Annotated in this window: 13 protein-coding genes and 1 pseudogene; 8 read left to right on the forward strand and 6 right to left on the reverse strand. The window is 72.0% G+C overall.

Annotation, left to right across the window (positions count from 1 at the left end; all coding sequences use genetic code 11):
- Positions 1-122 precede the first annotated feature (122 nt).
- From CFW40_RS15330 to rarD, 6 genes are all read left to right on the forward strand, one after another.
- Positions 123-1,484: a sensor histidine kinase gene (locus CFW40_RS15330; RefSeq protein WP_088798437.1), complete on the forward strand. Its 1,362-nt coding sequence runs from the start codon at positions 123-125 to the stop codon at positions 1,482-1,484.
- 241 nt (positions 1,485-1,725) lie between these two features.
- Positions 1,726-3,039: a sensor histidine kinase gene (locus tag CFW40_RS15335; protein WP_088798438.1), complete on the forward strand. Its 1,314-nt coding sequence runs from the start codon at positions 1,726-1,728 to the stop codon at positions 3,037-3,039.
- 162 nt (positions 3,040-3,201) lie between these two features.
- Positions 3,202-3,861: a response regulator transcription factor gene (locus tag CFW40_RS15340; RefSeq protein WP_176956683.1), complete on the forward strand. Its 660-nt coding sequence runs from the start codon at positions 3,202-3,204 to the stop codon at positions 3,859-3,861.
- Positions 3,862-4,154: 293 nt separating this feature from the next.
- Complete coding sequence (locus CFW40_RS15345) at positions 4,155-6,107, forward strand: 2-oxoacid:acceptor oxidoreductase subunit alpha (RefSeq protein ID WP_088798440.1); 1,953 nt, start codon at positions 4,155-4,157, stop codon at positions 6,105-6,107.
- Positions 6,100-7,194 carry a 2-oxoacid:ferredoxin oxidoreductase subunit beta gene (locus CFW40_RS15350; protein WP_088798441.1) on the forward strand — a complete coding sequence of 365 codons (1,095 nt, stop codon included), beginning with the start codon at positions 6,100-6,102 and terminating at the stop codon, positions 7,192-7,194. Before CFW40_RS15345 ends, CFW40_RS15350 begins: the two co-directional genes overlap by 8 nt.
- A 278-nt stretch (positions 7,195-7,472) precedes the next feature.
- On the forward strand, positions 7,473-8,540 hold the full coding sequence (gene rarD, locus CFW40_RS15355; protein ID WP_088798442.1) for an EamA family transporter RarD: 1,068 nt from the start codon (positions 7,473-7,475) through the stop codon (positions 8,538-8,540).
- Here rarD and CFW40_RS15360 read toward each other — a convergent pair.
- The 6 genes and pseudogenes from CFW40_RS15360 to CFW40_RS38065 all read right to left on the reverse strand — a co-directional run.
- Positions 8,530-9,402, reverse strand: coding sequence for an ABC transporter permease (locus CFW40_RS15360; RefSeq protein WP_088798443.1), 873 nt, complete (start codon positions 9,400-9,402; stop codon positions 8,530-8,532). The genes rarD and CFW40_RS15360 overlap by 11 nt on opposite strands.
- The gene (locus tag CFW40_RS15365) at positions 9,389-10,489 is read right to left on the reverse strand and encodes an ABC transporter ATP-binding protein (protein ID WP_088798444.1); all 1,101 of its coding nucleotides are present in this window, start codon (positions 10,487-10,489) and stop codon (positions 9,389-9,391) included. The genes CFW40_RS15360 and CFW40_RS15365 overlap by 14 nt, the downstream gene beginning before the upstream one ends.
- A gap of 203 nt (positions 10,490-10,692) precedes the next feature.
- The gene (locus CFW40_RS15370) at positions 10,693-11,958 is read right to left on the reverse strand and encodes an outer membrane lipoprotein carrier protein LolA (protein WP_088798445.1); all 1,266 of its coding nucleotides are present in this window, start codon (positions 11,956-11,958) and stop codon (positions 10,693-10,695) included.
- A gap of 271 nt (positions 11,959-12,229) precedes the next feature.
- The gene (locus tag CFW40_RS15375; RefSeq protein ID WP_088798446.1) at positions 12,230-13,243 is read right to left on the reverse strand and encodes a polyprenyl synthetase family protein; all 1,014 of its coding nucleotides are present in this window, start codon (positions 13,241-13,243) and stop codon (positions 12,230-12,232) included.
- A gap of 500 nt (positions 13,244-13,743) precedes the next feature.
- The gene (locus tag CFW40_RS15380) at positions 13,744-14,946 is read right to left on the reverse strand and encodes an FAD-dependent oxidoreductase (protein ID WP_088798447.1); all 1,203 of its coding nucleotides are present in this window, start codon (positions 14,944-14,946) and stop codon (positions 13,744-13,746) included.
- 34 nt (positions 14,947-14,980) lie between these two features.
- Positions 14,981-15,523 (reverse strand): annotated as a pseudogene (locus CFW40_RS38065) (ATP-grasp domain-containing protein); the annotation flags it as partial.
- Positions 15,524-15,809: 286 nt separating this feature from the next.
- Here CFW40_RS38065 and fahA point away from each other — a divergent pair.
- Both fahA and CFW40_RS15395 read left to right on the forward strand, forming a co-directional pair.
- On the forward strand, positions 15,810-17,012 hold the full coding sequence (gene fahA / locus CFW40_RS15390; RefSeq protein ID WP_088802132.1) for a fumarylacetoacetase: 1,203 nt from the start codon (positions 15,810-15,812) through the stop codon (positions 17,010-17,012).
- 240 nt (positions 17,013-17,252) lie between these two features.
- Positions 17,253-17,738, forward strand: a complete 486-nt coding sequence (locus CFW40_RS15395; protein ID WP_088798448.1) for a hypothetical protein — start codon at positions 17,253-17,255, stop codon at positions 17,736-17,738.

Consider the following 17,738-nt stretch of genomic DNA (forward strand, 5'->3'; position numbering starts at 1 on the left):
CGATACGGCCCCCCTCCGACGCGCTGTCCAGCACGGTCGGCAGCGGCGGGTGGGGAAAACCCCACCCCCACCACCCCAGCCACCCCATGGCACGGGGACCGCCGACCGGGCAGGCTGGGCGCATGACGGAGAGTTCCCGGCCCAGAGCTGCCGATGCCGGCGTTACCGCCCCTGACGATGGGTCACTGCCGCCGCCCGCAGGGCCACTCAGCGGCGCGACGTGGCGGGAGGTCGCGTACCTGCTGTCCAACTTCCCGCTGGGTCTCGTCGGGTTCGTGGTGCTGGTGGTGTGGCTGACCCTGGGAATCGGGCTGTCCGTCACCGTGATCGGCCTGCCGCTGCTGGCCGGCGGCCTGGTGGCCTGCCGCAAGTACGGGAAGCTGGAACGGGCGCGGGCGCGGGCCCTGCTCGGGGTGCGGGTGCCGGAGCCGAGTCCGCTGCGGTCCCGGGAGCGGGGAGTCCTGCCACGGCTGTGGACGTGCCTGAAGGACCCGGTCGCCTGGCGGCATGCGCTGTTCGCGTTCATCCGGCTGCCCTGGGCTCTGCTCACCTTCGCCGTCGCCCTGGTCTCGCTCGTGGTGGCCTGGCCGGCGCTCCCGTGGCTGGCACGCTGGCTGACCACCGTGGACCGGGCCATGGTGCGCGGTCTGCTCTCGCCCTCCGACGAACTGGAGCGGCGGATCGCCGAGCTGGAGACGGACCGGATGACGGTCACCGACACCGCGGCCGCCGATCTGCGGCGCATCGAACGGGATCTGCACGACGGCGCACAGGCCCGCCTGGTGGCGCTCGCCATGGGGCTCGGCCTGGCGAAGGAGAAGCTGCTGGAGGGCCGGGCCGACGAGAGCGTGGCGGCGATGGTGGACGAGGCGCACGGCGAGGTGAAGCTGGCGCTGCAGGAGCTGCGGGATCTGGCCCGGGGCATCCATCCGGCGATCCTCACCGACCGCGGGCTGGGGCCCGCCCTGGCCTCGCTGGCCGGGCGCTGCACGGTGCCCGCCACCACGGTCGTGGACCTGGACGAGCGGCCCGCGCCCGCCATCGAGGGCATCGTCTATTTCACGGTCTCGGAGCTGCTGCAGAACGTCTCCAAGCACAGTGCGGCGCGCACGGCGTCCGTCGAGGTGTGGCGGGCCGAGGAGGGTGGGCCGGCCGGGCCCGCGGGCAAGGGCGGTGGCGGGCGCCGGGCGGGCGACCGGCTGCTGATCCAGGTGACGGACGACGGGAAGGGCGGGGCGCGACTGGACGGCGGCAGCGGGATGGCCGGGCTCGCCGAGCGGCTGGGGTCGGTGGACGGGCTGTTCGTGCTGGATTCGCCGGCGGGCGGGCCCACGCGGGTGACGGCGGAGCTGCCGTGGCGGGCGCGGACGGCGCCGGGGGCGGCGTCGAAGGCGCCGAAGACGGGGACACGAGCCGCGAAGACGCGGGAAAGGGCTTCGAAGGCGGGGGAAAGCGCTTCGAAGGCGGGGGCGGAGGGACGCTGACCAGGCCGGCGGAGCGCTGACCGGAGGCCGAGGGCACCGGCCACCGCCCGCCCGCGGAGGGCGGCGGCCTCCGGTCCGGGGGTGGGGAAAACCCCCGGCGAAGACTGCGAACGGCCTCATGGTGCGCGGGGCGCCGGCCGCGGACCCTTGTCATGGCGGAAAGACCCGCACGGCCCGCACCTCGGGCGGCGCCGGCCGGTCCGACCGGGCAAGGGCCGCATCCGGCAGAACGGACGACGACATGGAAACCGCATACGCACCGCAGCCCCACGGCTCCCGGGTGCCCGAGGGCCTGCGCGCCCCGTTCTCCGGGCGCGCCTGGCGGGAGTTCCTGTACCTCTTCCTCAGCCTCCCCCTGTCCATCGTGATGTTCACGTACGCGATGGTGGTGATCACCACGGGCGCCGGTCTGCTGATCACGTTCCTCGGCATCCCGCTGCTGGCCGGCGGCCTGGCCGGCGCCCGTGCGCTGGGCGGCCTGGAGCGGGGGCGGGCCCGCGCGCTGCTGGGGCTGGACGTCGCCGACCCCGGACCCGTACGGCCGTCCAAGCCGAGCCTGATGGGCTGGGTCGGGGCCGTACTGAAGAGCGGGGCGTCCTGGCGGCACCTTCTCTACTCGCTGCTGCACTTTCCGTGGGCGCTCTTCTCCTTCATCTTCTCGGTGACCTTCTGGACCCTCGGCTGGGCGCTGCTGACCTACCCGCTGTGGCGGTGGACGTTCCCCGCCTACTTCGGCCGGTCGGGCATCCAGTTGTGGGGCGACGGCGACGGGCACGGCGTCTGGCTCGACACCCCGGCCGAGATCGCGGTCACCGGCGGGGTGGGGCTGCTGCTGGTGCTGGCCGGACCGTGGGTGATCCACGGGCTGACGCAGGTGGACCGGGTCATGGTCCACGGCCTGCTGGGGCCCTCCTCCCTCGCCACCCGCGCCTGGCAGCTGGAGTCGGACCGCGGGGTGGTGGTGGACACCGCGGCGGCGGACCTGCGGCGCATCGAGCGTGATCTGCACGACGGGGCGCAGGCCCGGCTGGCCTCGCTCGCCCTGGACCTGGGCCTGGCCAAGGAGAAGCTGGCCGAGGATCCGGCGGCCGCCGCGCGGATGGTGGACGAGGCGCACGGCGAGGTGAAGATCGCGCTCCAGGAGCTGCGGGACCTGGCCCGCGGGATCCACCCGGCGATCCTCAGCGACCGGGGGCTCGGCCCGGCCCTGTCGGCGCTGTCCGCGCGGTGCACGGTTCCGGTGACGGTGACCGTGGATCTGGACCGGCGGCCCGCCGCGGCGATCGAGGGCATCGCGTACTTCACCGCCTCCGAGCTGCTGCGGAACGTCTCCCAGCACTCCGGGGCCGCCTGCGCGACGCTGGACGTCTGGCACACCGCGGACCGGCTCATGATGCTGGTCGCGGACAATGGCCACGGTGGGGCGCACACCGGGCCGGGCACGGGCCTGGCCGCCCTCACCGAGCGGCTGGCGGCCGTCGACGGCCTGCTGCTGGTGGACTCCCCGGCCTGCGGCCCGACCTGCGTCACCGCAGAGCTCCCGTGGCGCGGGTGACGGCAGAGCTGCCGTAGCACAGCCCCGTATCGCCCGCTCCCCCCTTCATCCGTCCCCGATCCCCCCTCATCCGCCGCGCCGCCGTCCGAATGCTGGAATGCTGGAGGCCGGCAGGGGCGGGACGCGAGGAGACATGGGGGAATCTGAGCCGTGGAGGACAAGGTGCGGGTGGTCATCGCCGAGGACTCGGTGCTGCTCCGCGAGGGCCTGACCCGGCTGCTCACCGACCGGGGGCACGAGGTCGTGGCAGGTGTGGGGGACGCCGAAGCGCTGATCAAGACGATCGGGGAGCTGGCGGACGAGGGGGCGCTGCCGGACGTGGTCGTGGCGGACGTACGGATGCCGCCCACGCACACCGATGAGGGGGTCCGGGCCGCCATCCGGCTGCGCCGGGACCACCCGGGCCTCGGGGTGCTGGTGCTCTCGCAGTACGTCGAGGAGCAGTACGCGACGGAGCTGCTGGCCGGGTCGAGCCGGGGCGTCGGCTATCTGCTCAAGGACCGGGTGGCCGAGGTGCGGGAGTTCGTCGACGCGGTGGTCCGGGTCGCCGGGGGCGGGACCGCCCTGGACCCGGAGGTGGTGGCGCAGCTGCTGGGCCGCAGCCGGAAACAGGACGTCCTGGCCCATCTGACACCCCGGGAACGGGAGGTCCTGGGCTTGATGGCCGAGGGCCGGACGAATTCCGCGGTCGCCCGGCAGCTGGTGGTCAGCGACGGTGCGGTCGAGAAGCACGTCAGCAACATCTTCCTGAAGCTGGGGCTGGCGCCGAGTGACGGGGATCACCGCAGGGTGCTTGCGGTACTCACCTACCTCGATTCCTAAGTGTCTGACAATCTGTCAGTTGGGCGTTCCGAGGCGATTCCGCCACGGTCCGGGACTTTGGTCGTAGAACCAATGGAGGAGTCCGGAGCGTCATGAAGAGGGGGCCACGGGGGTGGTGATTTCATGACAAAACACACCAGATCGGTGTCTCATGTTGACGTCCAACATGCGAGCGCCCCAGGGAAGGCCACCCTTACCCACGTACGATGGTTATGGGACAACCAGTCGGTATGACACGTCCCGAGCCCTGCCTCCGGCGGGGACGCCGCACCCCTCGAGGGAGGTCCGAAGCAGTGACCAGCCAGGTCAGTAGCACAGCCGAGCAGACCGACGCAGCGCTTGTCGGGGAAGAGCGCGCTTCCGGTAACGGCGGCGAAGGCAAAGAAGTCCGACGCCTCGACCGGGTGATCATCCGGTTTGCCGGTGACTCCGGTGACGGTATGCAGCTCACCGGTGACCGGTTCACCTCCGAGACCGCGTCGTTCGGAAACGACCTGTCGACGCTGCCGAATTTCCCCGCCGAGATCCGCGCCCCTGCCGGAACCCTGCCGGGCGTCTCCAGCTTCCAGCTGCACTTCGCCGACCACGACATCCTCACGCCCGGTGACGCGCCGAATGTGCTGGTGGCGATGAACCCCGCGGCGCTGAAGGCGAACCTCGCGGATGTGCCGCGGGGCGCGGAGATCATCGTCAACACCGACGAGTTCACCAAGCGCCCGATGGCGAAGGTGGGATACGCGACCAGCCCGCTGGAGGACGGGTCGCTGGAGGCCTACAGCGTCCACCCGGTGCCGCTGACCACGCTGACGATCGAGGCGCTCAAGGAGTTCGGGCTCTCCCGCAAGGAGGCCGAGCGCAGCAAGAACATGTTCGCGCTGGGGCTGCTGTCGTGGATGTACCACCGGCCGACCGAGAGCACCGAGAAGTTCCTGCGGGCGAAGTTCGCGAAGAAGCCGGAGATCGCGGAGGCGAATGTCGCGGCGTTCCGGGCGGGCTGGAACTTCGGTGAGACGACGGAGGACTTCGCCGTCTCCTACGAGGTCGCCCCGGCGACCACGGCCTTCCCGACCGGCACCTACCGCAACATCTCCGGGAACCTCGCACTGTCCTACGGGCTGATCGCGGCCGGCCGGCAGGCGGACCTGCCGCTGTATCTGGGCTCGTACCCGATCACCCCGGCCTCCGACATCCTGCACGAGCTGTCCAAGCACAAGAACTTCGGTGTGCGCACCTTCCAGGCGGAGGACGAGATCGCCGGGATCGGCGCGGCGCTGGGCGCCGCATTCGGCGGTGCGCTGGCGGTGACGACCACCTCGGGTCCCGGTGTGGCGCTGAAGTCCGAGACGATCGGTCTGGCGGTCAGCTTGGAACTGCCGCTGCTGATCGTGGACATCCAGCGCGGCGGGCCGTCGACGGGCCTGCCGACGAAGACCGAGCAGGCCGACCTGCTGCAGGCGATGTACGGGCGCAACGGCGAGGCGCCGGTGCCGATCGTGGCGCCGAAGACGCCCGCGGACTGCTTCGACGCCGCCCTGGAAGCGGCCCGGATCGCGCTGGCCTACCGCACGCCGGTCTTCCTCCTCTCCGACGGCTACCTGGCCAACGGCTCGGAGCCGTGGCGGATCCCCGACGTCGACGAACTGCCGGACCTGCGGGTCCAGTTCGCCTCGGGCCCCAATCACCAGCAGGCGGACGGCACCGAGGTGTTCTGGCCGTACAAGCGGGACGAACAGACGCTGGCCCGGCCCTGGGCGGTGCCGGGCACACCGGGCCTGGAGCACCGTATCGGCGGCATCGAGAAGCAGGACGGCACGGGCAACATCTCCTACGACCCGGCCAACCACGACTTCATGGTGCGCACCCGCCAGGCGAAGGTCGACGGCGTCGACGTCCCCGACATCGAGGTCGACGACCCCACCGACGAGGGCGGCCGGGGCGCCGGGACCCTCGTCCTGGGCTGGGGGTCGACCTACGGACCGATCACCGCCGCGGTACGGCGCGTGCGGCGCGCGGGCGAGCGCATCGCGCAGGCCCATCTGCGCCACCTCAACCCCTTCCCGGGGAATCTCGGCGAGGTCCTGGCGCGTTACGACAACGTGATCGTGCCGGAGATGAACCTCGGGCAGCTCGCCACTCTGCTGCGCGCCAAGTACCTCGTCGACGCGCGGTCGCACACCCAGGTCAGCGGAATGCCGTTCAAGGCCGAGCAGCTTGCGGAGGTCTTTAAGGAGGCCATCAATGACTGAGACGATCGCGGAGGGGTCCTCGCAGATCGAGGCGCTCTCCCTGGTGCCCAAGGCCGATGCCAAGCAGTCCATGAAGGACTTCAAGTCCGACCAGGAAGTGCGCTGGTGCCCCGGCTGCGGTGACTACGCCGTCCTTGCCGCCGTGCAGGGCTTCATGCCCGAGCTCGGCCTGGCCAAGGAGAACATCGTCTTCGTCTCCGGCATCGGCTGCTCCTCCCGCTTCCCGTACTACATGAACACCTACGGGATGCACTCCATCCACGGCCGCGCCCCCGCCATCGCCACCGGCCTGGCCTCCTCCCGGCGCGACCTGTCCGTGTGGGTCGTCACCGGCGACGGCGACGCGCTCTCCATCGGCGGCAACCACCTCATCCACGCCCTGCGGCGCAACGTCAACCTCAAGATCCTGCTGTTCAACAACCGGATCTACGGTCTGACCAAGGGGCAGTACAGCCCCACCTCCGAGGTCGGCAAGATCACCAAGTCGACCCCGATGGGCTCGCTGGACGCACCGTTCAACCCGGTCTCGCTGGCGCTCGGCGCCGAGGCGTCCTTCGTCGCCCGCACCGTCGACTCCGACCGCAAGCACCTCACCTCGGTGCTGCGCGAGGCCGCAGCCCACCCCGGCACGGCGCTGGTGGAGATCTACCAGAACTGCAACATCTTCAACGACGGCGCCTTCGAAGTCCTCAAGGACAAGGAGCAGGCCGAGGAGGCCGTCATCCGCCTGGAGCACGGGCAGCCGATCCGCTTCGGCGCCCTGGCCCCCGACGGCTTCGGCTCCAAGGGCGTGATCCGCGACCCGGCCACCGGCGACCTTCGGGTCATCGACGTACGGGAGGAGGGCACGGGCGGCGTGCTGGTGCACGACGCGCACAACCCGTCGCCCACCACGGCGTTCGCCCTCTCCCGGCTCGCCGACCCCGACACGCTCCACCACACCCCCATCGGGGTCCTGCGCAACGTCAACCGGCCGGTCTACGACACTCTGATGTCCGATCAGCTCGACGAGGCCATCGAGCAGAAGGGCAAGGGCGACCTGGCCACTCTGCTGACCGGCAACGACACCTGGACGGTCGTCGGCTGACGGTTGTCGGCTGGCGGTCGTCGGCTGCCGGCCGCCCTGACGGGCCGCCCGCGGGTGCCCGTACGGGAACGTCTTACGGCGTCCCGTACGGGCACCCGTTCTGCGTGCCACGGTGGCGCGTCACAGGCAGCCGTTCGCGTTCCCCGGGCCCGGCCACGCGTGGGCCGGGCCGGCACTCGCGGGCCGCCGGCCCGTCATGACCGTATGGCAAGACACGTAGGACAGCCGGGCAGGGCGGCGCTACTTTCGAGGCGGTGAAGCAGCCTGCGGAGGTCCCCTTGCAGCCTCGGAACGACCAGCGTGTCGGACTTGCCTACGGTTTCGGCGCCTACACCATGTGGGGCCTGCTGCCGCTCTACTGGCATCTGCTGGACGCCGCCTCGCCGTTCGAGATCCTGGCCCATCGCATGGTGGGGTCGCTGCCCGTCGCCGTCGTCATCCTGGCCGTACTGCGCCGCTGGTCGTGGATCGGCCCGTTGTTGCGGCAGCCCAGGAGGCTCGGGCTGGTCCTGGTCTGCTCCCTGGTCATCTCGGCGAACTGGTTCCTGTACATCTGGTCGGTCAATGCCGGGCACGTCCTGGAGGCCTCGCTCGGCTATTTCATCAACCCGCTGGTCAGCATCGCCTTCGGCGTACTGGTGCTGCGCGAGCGGCTGCGGCCGCTGCAGTGGACCGCGGTGGGCGTCGGTCTCCTCGCCGTCGTCGTGATGACCGTCGCCTACGGCAAGGTGCCCTGGATCGCACTCGGGCTGGCCTTCTCGTTCGCGACGTACGGGCTGGTCAAGAAGGGCATCAAGCTCGACGGGATCGAGGGCTTCAGCGCCGAGACCGCCCTCCAGCTGCTGCCCGCACTGGGGATCCTGGTCTTCCTCGCCCTGCACGGCGAGTCCCGCTTCACCACCGGCGGGGTGGGCCAGGCCCTGCTGCTCGCGGGCTGCGGTATCGCGACGGCGGTGCCGCTGATCTGCTTCGGCGCCTCGGCCGTGCGGCTGCCGCTGACGACGATCGGGACGATGCAGTATCTGGCGCCGACCTTTCAGTTCCTGCTGGGGCTCACCGTTTTCCACGAGCGGATGCCGTCGGAGCGCTGGACCGGGTTCGCGCTGGTGTGGGCGGCCCTGACGGTACTGACCTGGGACGCGCTGCGGACCGCACGGCGGGCGCGGACGGCACTGGCCGAGGCGGCGGCCCGTGCGGGGGCGGTGGCCGGGGGCGGGACTGCGGCCGGGGCCGCGGACGGGGCCGGGGTGCAGGCGGCGGAAGCGGGCCGGGCCGCGGAAGCGGCGGCGGCGCGGCACGCCGGAGCGCCGGCCGCGCCACCACGGTCCGACGGCCTCACCCGGTGATGTCCCGGGTGGTGAAGCGCGCCCAGGCGGCCGAGCCGAACACCAGCGCGTACAGCGCCTGCAGGCCGAGGTTCTTCTGCAACTGGTCCCAGTAGACGGGGTCGCGGAGCAGGTCCGCGAACGACAGCCAGTAGTGCGGGAAGAGAAAGGGCTGGATGGCGTGCAGCTGCGGGAGGGTGTCCAGGATCTGCACGGTGATCAGCAGGCCGACCGTGGTCGCCATGGCGGCGATACCGCTGGTGGTGAGTGCGGAGATGAACAGGCCGATGGCGGCCACACCGATGAGGGACAGCGCCACCGCGACCGCGATGGCCAGCGCCCGCAGCAGCCCCTCGCCGAAGGATACGGACGTCCCCGAGAGCAGGGTGACCTCGCCCAGGGGGAAGAGCAGGGCGCCGGTCGCCAGGGCCGAGAGCGCCACGACCAGGGTGCCCACCAGGCAGAACGTCAGGATCGTGGCGTATTTGACCAGCAGCAGGCGGGTGCGCCCCGCGGGCGCCACCAGGAGATAGCGCAGCGTCCCGCCGTGGGCCTCACCGGCGAGGGAGTCGCCCGCTATCACCCCGATGGACATCGGCAGGAAGAACGGCAGCGTCACCGCGAGCGAGGTGAAGACCAGGAAGAGGCCGTTGTGGGTGACCTGCGAGAGGAACGCCGGGCCGCCACCGCCCGGCCCGCCGCCACCGCCGCCGTCTCCGGTCTCGATCCGGACGGCGATACCGACCAGGACCGGTACACCCGCGAGCACCGCCAGCAGCGCGAGGGTACGCCAGCGCCGGAACGTCGTAGCGATCTCGCTGCGCAGCAGCCCCAGTGACCAGAGCAGCCGGGGCGTGCGCACCGCCGCCTCAGCCCGCGACATCGAAGCCCTCCCCGGTCAGCTGAACGAAGACGTCCTCCAGCGACGCCCGCTCCCTGCCGAAGCCACGGACCCGTACCCCGGCGAGCACCAGCGCGGCGTTGAGGTCCGCCAGGTCCGGGGGCGCCCCGTCGTCCGGTGTGCCGAAGGGCGCGGGCGGGTCCGGGAGTTCGCCGGTCACCCGGTCACCGGTGACCTCCAGGCCGGTCAGACCGTGCTCCTTCAGGACCCGGACCGCATCGGCCGGGTCGGGGGTGGTCACCGTCAGCCGGCCGTGGCCGGGGCCGGGGCCGGGGCCGGGGCCGGGCGAGTCGAGGACCGTGGCGGAGAGGTCGGCGACCGTGCCCTGGGTGATCAGCCGGCCGCGGGCCATCACCGCGGCGTGGGTGCAGACCTGCTCGATCTCGTCGAGGAGATGGGAGGAGAGGAAGACGGTGGTGCCGTCCGCCGCGAGTTCACGGATCAGCGCGCGGATCTCCCGCATGCCCTGGGGGTCCAGGCCGTTGGTCGGTTCGTCGAGGACCAGCAGCTCACGGGGCTGGAGCAGGGCCGCGGCCAGGCCGAGGCGCTGCTTCATACCGAGGGAGTAGGCGCGCGCCTTCTTGCCGGCCGCGGCGGCCAGGCCCACCCGCTCCAGTGCGTGCCCGACCCGTTCGGCACGGGTACGGGGATCGGCGAGCGGGTCGGCGGCGTCGAACCGGCGGAGATTGTCGCGCCCGCTGAGGAAGCCGTAGTGCGCCGGGCCCTCGATGAGCGCGCCGACCTTGGGGAGCACCCGGCGGACCGCGGCGGGCATCGGCTGCCCCAGCACCCGCGCGCTGCCGGCGCTCGCTTCGATCAGGCCCATCAGCATGCGGATGGTGGTGGTCTTGCCGGAGCCGTTGGGCCCGAGGAAGCCGAAGACACTGCCGCGCGGTACGGCCAGGTCAAGGCCGTCGACAGCGAGCTGGCCGCCACGGTAGGCCTTGGTCAGCCCGCGTGTCTCGATCGCCGGCTCCCCGGCCGCCCGGCAGGCGGGCCCGTCGCCGGCCGGGCGGGTGCCATCGGGTGACCGGGCACCGTCGGGCGCCGAGGCGGTGGACTGTGGCATCGGCTCCCCCAACGACGTACGGATATGGCCCACGAGCCGCACCGCGCCACCCGCCGAGGGGTGGCACGGCGCTCCCGCACTTCTTACGGGTCTGCGCTTCCACGCGTCTGCGCTTTCGCGCTTCCGCAATTCCACGCTCTGCGCGCTGCGCTTCCGCGCCCTGTCCTTACGTGGGCGCTTCTGCGCTTCCGCGCGCCGGCCCGTTACTTGGCGGCGTTGGCCGCGTCGATCAGGGCCTGCTTGTCGACGGCGCCGGCGTAGACCGTGCCGTGGTCCGTGACCAGGGCGTTGACCAGGCGGGTGCTGAAGACCCGGCCGGAGCCGAAGGAGCCGTGCACCTTCTCGCCGATGCTGTCCAGGAACTTGGCGGCGTCACCACCGGCGCCCTGCTCCTTGCCGGAGGGCAGGCCGGCGCCGGCGCCCTTGATCGTGGCGATGGACGTCCAGCCCTTGCCGATGACCTTCAGCCCGCCCTTGTTCTTCTTGAAGTCCTTCGCGTCCTGGTGGGACGGGAGGTTCTTGCCGTGCTCGCGCTGGGCCTTCGCCGCTTCCTTGCCGCCGTCGACGACCTTGGCGCCCTTGGGCGGGGTGAAGGAGAACGTGCTCGCGGCGGGCTTGGCGAAGTCGACGTTCGTGTAACCGACGTCGATGGCGGCCGCGCCACCGCTCTTGGGGGTCAGGGTGAACTTCAGCGGCACACCGTTGGCGGCGTCCACCGCGACCCGGATCGAGCCGACCGTCGAGGCGGCCTGCTTGGGCTTGATCAGCAGCTGGTAGGCGTCCCGCCCGGCAACCGTGGCGGTGCCGTCGACGGTGACCGAGGTCGTGTCGCCGGCCGCCTTCAGTGCCTGCTTCGCGAGGTCCTGCGGGGTGGCGCTCTTCAGACCCTTGGGCAGGCCCTCGGGCGCCCGGTGCTGCTTGCCGTGCCGGCCGTCGTCGGGTGCGGTGCTGTGCATCGCGGTGTTGCTGCCGCTGTCGTAGGCCCAGACCTCGTTGCCGTTGTGGACCAGGCTGTACTCCGCGGCCTTGTCGATGATCGACACCCGCTGCTTCTCGGGGCCGTCGGCCGCGACGCGCAGCGTGTGCGCACCGGACGCCAGCTCCATCAGCTTGTTCTGGGGCGCGGCGGAGGCGCCGTCGCCGCCCTTCCCGCCGGCACCGGCCTGGCCGCCGCCGAAGCCGCCCGCCACGCCGTCGGCACCCGGCAGCGACGGCAGGCCGAGGTCCGTGGAGACCCGGACCGTCCCGGAGAGCTGCTGGACGTCCGACTTGGCGACCTTGGCTATCAGATCCTGCGCGGAGATCTTCGGCAGGTCCGGAGAACCGGCGAACGCCGGAACCAGCCCGATCGTGGCCGCCGCCACTCCCGCCACGGCTACCGGTACGCCATACCGCACCGCCTTACGGCGCTTCAGGGAGCGCCCCCCGTCCCATCCGTCCGTGACCTGTGTCGGTTCGTTCCGTGGCATCTGCTCTACCTCCGTCGTATGCGGCGGTTGCTGCGCCGTCCCCCCGTCACCCCTGGGGCTCATTGTGACCGTCCGCCGCGCTCTGGTGCTTTCCATCTCACCAAATCGCGGGACGGATAACGTCAACCAGCGGGAGCAACTCGTCCTACTGCTGAGGTATGACGCATGGTCACCCCAGGTCGGAGTCCGTACCACAGGAGTCGGACCGTTCCCTAGGGGATGCGGAAGCAGACTCTCAGGGACGCGGCGGGACAGCACCGCAGAAAAGGCCTCAGCCCGCCCGGTGGACCACCGCGTCGCAGAGCCCTTCCAGGGCCGACTTGGCCGTGCAGGACGGCAGCGGCGCCAGCATCGCGCGGGCCTCCTGCGCATAGCGCACGGTGTCGCGGCGGGCCTCTTCGAGCGCCGGGTGGGCGCGCAGGCCGGCCAGCGCCTCGGCATGCCGGGCGTCGTCCGTGAGATCCCCGGACAGCAGCTCGGCGAGGGCGCGGTCCTCGGGCGTACCGGCTTCGCTCTCGGCGCGTGCCCGCAGATGCAGCACGGGCAGCGTCGGGATGCCCTCCCGCAGGTCCGTGCCGGGCGTCTTGCCCGATTCGTGCGAATCGCTGGCGATGTCCAGCACGTCGTCGGCCAGCTGGAAGGCGGTGCCCAGCCGCTCACCGTACTGGGTGAGGATGTTGACCGTCGACTCATCGGCGCCCGACATCATCGCGCCGAACCGGCACGCGACGGCGACCAGCGAGCCGGTCTTGCCGGCGAGGACGTCCAGGTAGTGGCTGATGGGGTCGCGGCCGTCGCGCGGGCCCGCGGTCTCCAGAATCTGGCCGGTCACCAGGCGTTCGAACGCCTCGGCCTGGATCCGGACCGCCTCCGGGCCGAGGTCGGCGAGGATGTGCGAGGCGCGGGCGAACAGAAAGTCGCCGGTCAGCACCGCGACGGAGTTGCCCCAGCGGGCGTTGGCGCTGGCCACGCCACGGCGCACCTCGGCCTCGTCCATCACGTCGTCGTGATACAGCGTCGCGAGATGCGTCAGCTCCACGACGACCGCGGAGGGCACCACGCCCGGGCTGTAGGGGTCACCGAATTGGGCGGCGAGCGTCACCAGCAGCGGCCGGAACCGCTTACCGCCCGCGCGCACGAGGTGCTGCGCGGATTCGGTGATGAACGGCACGTCGCTCTTGGTGGCCTCCAGCAGGCCCTCCTCGACAGCCGCCAACCCGGCCTGGACATCGGCCTCAAGAGCCTGGTCCCGCACGCTCAGCCCGAAGGGCCCGACGACGGTCACGAGGGGTACTCCTGTCTGCTGACGATCAAACTGAATGTCGATCTGTCGCTGTCTCCACCATTGGCCAGCGTATCCGGTCGCAGTTCGATCACCGTGAGCGCCCGCCCCCCGAACCGCCCGGGAAGCACAGCGGCCCGGCCGACAGGTTCTGGATCACCTGTTGACGCGAGTGTGACGCGGGAGCATGGGGTCCGGCAACGAGAGGAGTATTTCCGGCCTGCTTCTTGTCCGGCAAGACCTCTCGCCCGGCTCCGGGCACGGCCCCGCCCCGGGCACGGCCCCGCCCCGGGCACGGCGGCTCCGTTCGCCGCCACCCACGCCGCAGCCCCCGGGTGAAAGCACCACAGCGCAGGGTGACTTCCCCCATGGGAGAGGAACCGCGGGCCCCACCGCAAGCAGCCGTACCGGCTCACCTCACCCGTAAGCCCGCCTCCCGTAAGCCCGCCTCCCGTAAGCCTGCTCACCCCCAGGCCCGCTCCCCCGCAGACGCGCAGACCCGCTCACCCCCAGGCCCGCGCCACCGCCCGTGCCAGCCGCGGCGAGGCGAACTCCGTGCCGCACACGAAGCGCATCACCGGCCCGAACGAGGCGGCCGCCGGCAACCCCGTGAAGTACAGCCCCGGTACGGACGAGCAGAGGCCGGCATCCAGCAGCGGCCCGCCGGCCCGCGTCACGATCCCGGCGCGCAGCCCCTGGCCCAGGAAATCCAGTGCCGCCAGGTCCATCCGGTAGCCCGTCGCGGCCAGCACATGGTCGGCGGCGAGCTCCCCGCCCTGCCCGTCGGCCCCGCGCAGCGCCAGCACGGGACGGCCGTCCCGGACCGTGGCCCGTACGATCCGCCGCCCCTGCGTCACCTGCACCCGGCCGGCGAAACGGTCCCGCAGCCACCACGCCCCCAGCGGGCCGAGCACCCGCCGCACCAGATACCGCCGGGCGGGCACCGGCAGCCGGCGGAAGCCGCCGGCGTAATACGTCAGCGCATGCAGCGACCATGCGTTGCCGAACGGCGACGGCGGCCGCAGGCGGGGTCGGCGGTCCGGCGGCGCACCAAAGCCCACCGCGCCCTGGCGGCGCGCCACGACCCGTACGGACGCCGCGCCCGCCTCGGCGAGCAGCACCGCGCTCTCCAGCGCCGACTGCCCGGCGCCGATCACCACCACCTCGCGGCCGGCCAGCGCGGACAGGTCGTGGTGCTGCGAACTGTGCGAGACCGGCCCCGTGGCGGACGGCCCGTCCGGGATCGCGGCGGCCAGCTCCGGCGGCAGCTGCGCCAGCCCGCTCAGGCCGGTGGCCACGACCACGGCCCGCGCGGCGACCTGCTCCCCGCTGTCCAGTTTCAGCTCGAAGCCGCCGCCTTGCCGGTCGACCGAGACCACCCTGACCTGCTCCAGGTCGGGGACCGTGCGCTGCTGTACCCACTGCCCGTACCGGAGGAACACCTCGATGGGGACGATGTCCCAGTCCGAGGGGTAGGGCCCCTCCCCCGTCTTTGCGCAGAAGTCACCGAGGGTGTGGCCGGGCTGCGGGACGTCGATGGTGGAGGCCGCCGGCGTCGACTTGAGCAGCATGCCCGCGGGCATCTGCGTGCGCCAGCTCGCCATCGGCGCCCCGAAGACCCGCACCGGCAGACCGCGCGCCCGTAGGTGCGCGGCCGTCGACACGCCGTACGGGCCGGCCCCGATGACCGCTACCGGAGTGCTCACTTCGGTCCCTCCCCTTGCCTGAGTGGTGCCTCGGTTTGCGCCGGACGAACGCCTCGCGGTTCTTGGCCACCACCGGGAAGCGCGCGCCCGGCGTGCGCCTCGATGTCCGCGTACGAAACGGGGAAGACGGCGGCCGGCGAGGGCACCCCATGGGCCACGCACAGTTCGTGCAGGCCCTGTTTGCCGGCCGGCCGGCGCGGCAGTCCGGGGGCGACCCGGGGAAGAGGAACGACCCGGCGAGCGCTTCGGCGTGCTCGGCTATCAGCACGGCCGCCTCTTCATCGGTGGGAAGCGGCAGCGTCGGGCGGCCGATCCGCCGGCCGATCCGCAGCAGCCCCGTCACCAGCCGGCCCGGCTCCTCCCGCCCGGTGGCCGGCCAGACGAAGCGGCCACGGAGGTAGCGCGAGAGGGCCGCCGGGGTGAAGCGGTCCTCCGTCACGGCGTACATGGGCACCCGGAGCCGCCCCAGGCTGCGGATCGCCCCCACACCTCCGTGGCGCAGGGGGTAAGCCCCGATCTTCACGATCAGCCCCGGAGCGCTCCGGTCGACCGCGGGCCGTGCGGCACTGCGAGCCACGTGTCCCCCCAACGGCGCGGTCCCTCCCCGGCCCGCGCCAGGAAAGGAAGCTAGGCCCGAATTGCACGGTACAGCAAGGCTTTTCCGGACATTACCGATGCTTGGGGGCGCATCACTCGGCGCGCCCGCAGTCCAAACCCCGTACGCCTCTACACCCTCGCGCCCCATGACCGCCCCGCCGGTCACCGCCCGGCCGTACGCTGATCGTCGGCACCGCCGGCCCGCGGGCCACCAGGCCCGGCCGGCCCGGCCGCCCACCGGTGACGACGAACGCGAGGAGCTGTCCATGCCCGAGCAGAGCCCGTTCGACCTGGCGGAAGGCGATCCCTTCGGCCCGCACAACCTGCCCTACGGTGTGTTCAGCACCGCCGACGCGCCCGGTCAGCGGCGCCTCGGCGTCCGCTACGGCGACCAGGTCCTCGATCTGAGCGCGCTGCCGAGCGCCCTGCCCGCCGCCATCCACCCGCACGCCGAACTGCTCGCGGCCCCGACCCTCAACCCCCTGCTGGCGGCCGGCCGCCCCGTCTGGCAGCAGATCCGGGCGGCCGTCCACAGCGCCGTGACCGATCCGGCGCACCGCGACGAAGTGGCACCGCTGTTCCATCCGCTCGCCGAGGTCACGCTGCACCTCCCCTTCGAGGTCGCCGACTACGTCGACTTCTACGCCAGCGAGCACCACGCCACCAATGTCGGCCGGATCTTCCGCCCGGACGCCGCGGCGCTGACCCCCAACTGGAAGCACCTGCCGATCGGTTACCACGGCCGGGCGGGCACCGTCGTCGCCAGCGGCACCCCGGTCGTCCGGCCGCACGGCCAGCGCAAGGCCCCCGCGGACGAGGCGCCCACCTTCGGGCCCTCCCTCCGCCTCGACATCGAGGCCGAGGTCGGCTTCGTCGTGGGTACGCCCTCCACGCTGCACGAGCCCGTCCCGCAGGAGGCCTTCCGCGACCACGTCTTCGGCGTCTGCCTGCTCAACGACTGGTCCGCGCGCGACATCCAGGCCTGGGAGTACGTGCCGCTCGGCCCCTTCCTGGGCAAGTCCTTCGCCACCTCCGTCTCCGCCTGGATCACCCCGCTCGACGCCCTCGACGAGGCCCGGACACCGCCGCCCGCCCGGGACGTGCCGCTGCTGCCCTACCTCGACGACGCGGACGCGGAACCGGGCGGCATCGACATCCGCATCGAGGTGCGCATCAACGGCGAGACCGTCTCCCGGCCGCCGTTCTCCACCATGTACTGGACGGCCGCCCAGCAACTCGCCCATATGACCGTCAACGGCGCCTCGCTGCGCACCGGCGACCTGTTCGCCTCCGGCACCGTGTCCGGGCCCGACCCCGACCAGCTCGGCTGCCTGCTGGAGCTCACCCAGGGCAAGGGCCCCTACCTCCAGGACGGCGACGAGGTCACCCTCACCGCCTGGGCGCCCGGCCCCGACGGCGCCCGGATCGGCCTGGGCGAGGTCACCGGCCGCATCCTGCCCGCGGAATGACCGAGCCGCCGCCACCCTCCCGGAGGAGCTGCCGCTCGCCCTCGCCCCGCTCCGCGGCCGGCCGCTGAACCACGGCGCGTACCGATATACGGGAAATGCACCGCCCACCCCCCGTCCCACCCGGTGCGCTCCTACGTCACAGCCCCACACCAAGTCCGTACCGGCGTTGCCGCGGTCCGGGACCCGTCGCGGACCGCTGCTAGCCTCACGGGTCCCTGACCCACAACGGAGGAGACGTACGTGCGCAAGGCAGCGCAGATCGCCGGGGCGGCAGCCATCGCCGCGATGCTGCTCAGCGGTTGCGGAAGCAGCGGCGACAACGGCAGCGACAGCAAGCCGAGCAAGACGCCGCAGGCCGCGCCGTCGACTCCGGGAGGCGCCGACAAGTCCGGGGGCGCGGGCTCGGTCGAGGGTGCCTGGAAGGCCGGCACGAAGAGCAGCCCGCTGATCCTGGTGATCAGCAAGGGCACCGTCGCCTTCAGCAACGGGCACAAGGCCGCCTGCCTGGGCAAGGTCCAGGAGATGGCCGGGATGACCATGGCCGCGGTCAAGTGCACCGACAAGGACACCACCCGCACCATGGGCACCCTCAAGCCCGCTGCCGACGGCAAGACCCTGACCGTCGACTGGAAGAACGGGCCCACCGAGAAGTACACCAAGTCCAGCGACGGCAGCGTGAAGGTCCCCGATATGCCGCAGCTGCCGAGCGGTATGCCCAAGAGCTGA

The organism is Streptomyces sp. 2114.4, from assembly GCF_900187385.1.
Lineage (GTDB): Bacteria > Actinomycetota > Actinomycetes > Streptomycetales > Streptomycetaceae > Streptomyces > Streptomyces mooreae.

Excerpts from the sequence above, each read along its gene's own strand:
- CFW40_RS15335 (WP_088798438.1), top strand. The coding sequence starts at position 1,726 with ATGGAAACCGCATACGCACCGCAGCCCCACGGCTCCCGGGTGCCCGAG.
- fahA (WP_088802132.1), top strand. The coding sequence starts at position 15,810 with ATGCCCGAGCAGAGCCCGTTCGACCTGGCGGAAGGCGATCCCTTCGGC.
- CFW40_RS15370 (WP_088798445.1), bottom strand. The coding sequence starts at position 11,958 with ATGCCACGGAACGAACCGACACAGGTCACGGACGGATGGGACGGGGGG.
- CFW40_RS15360 (WP_088798443.1), bottom strand. The coding sequence starts at position 9,402 with ATGTCGCGGGCTGAGGCGGCGGTGCGCACGCCCCGGCTGCTCTGGTCA.
- CFW40_RS15330 (WP_088798437.1), top strand. The coding sequence starts at position 123 with ATGACGGAGAGTTCCCGGCCCAGAGCTGCCGATGCCGGCGTTACCGCC.
- CFW40_RS15350 (WP_088798441.1), top strand. The coding sequence starts at position 6,100 with ATGACTGAGACGATCGCGGAGGGGTCCTCGCAGATCGAGGCGCTCTCC.
- CFW40_RS15365 (WP_088798444.1), bottom strand. The coding sequence starts at position 10,489 with ATGCCACAGTCCACCGCCTCGGCGCCCGACGGTGCCCGGTCACCCGAT.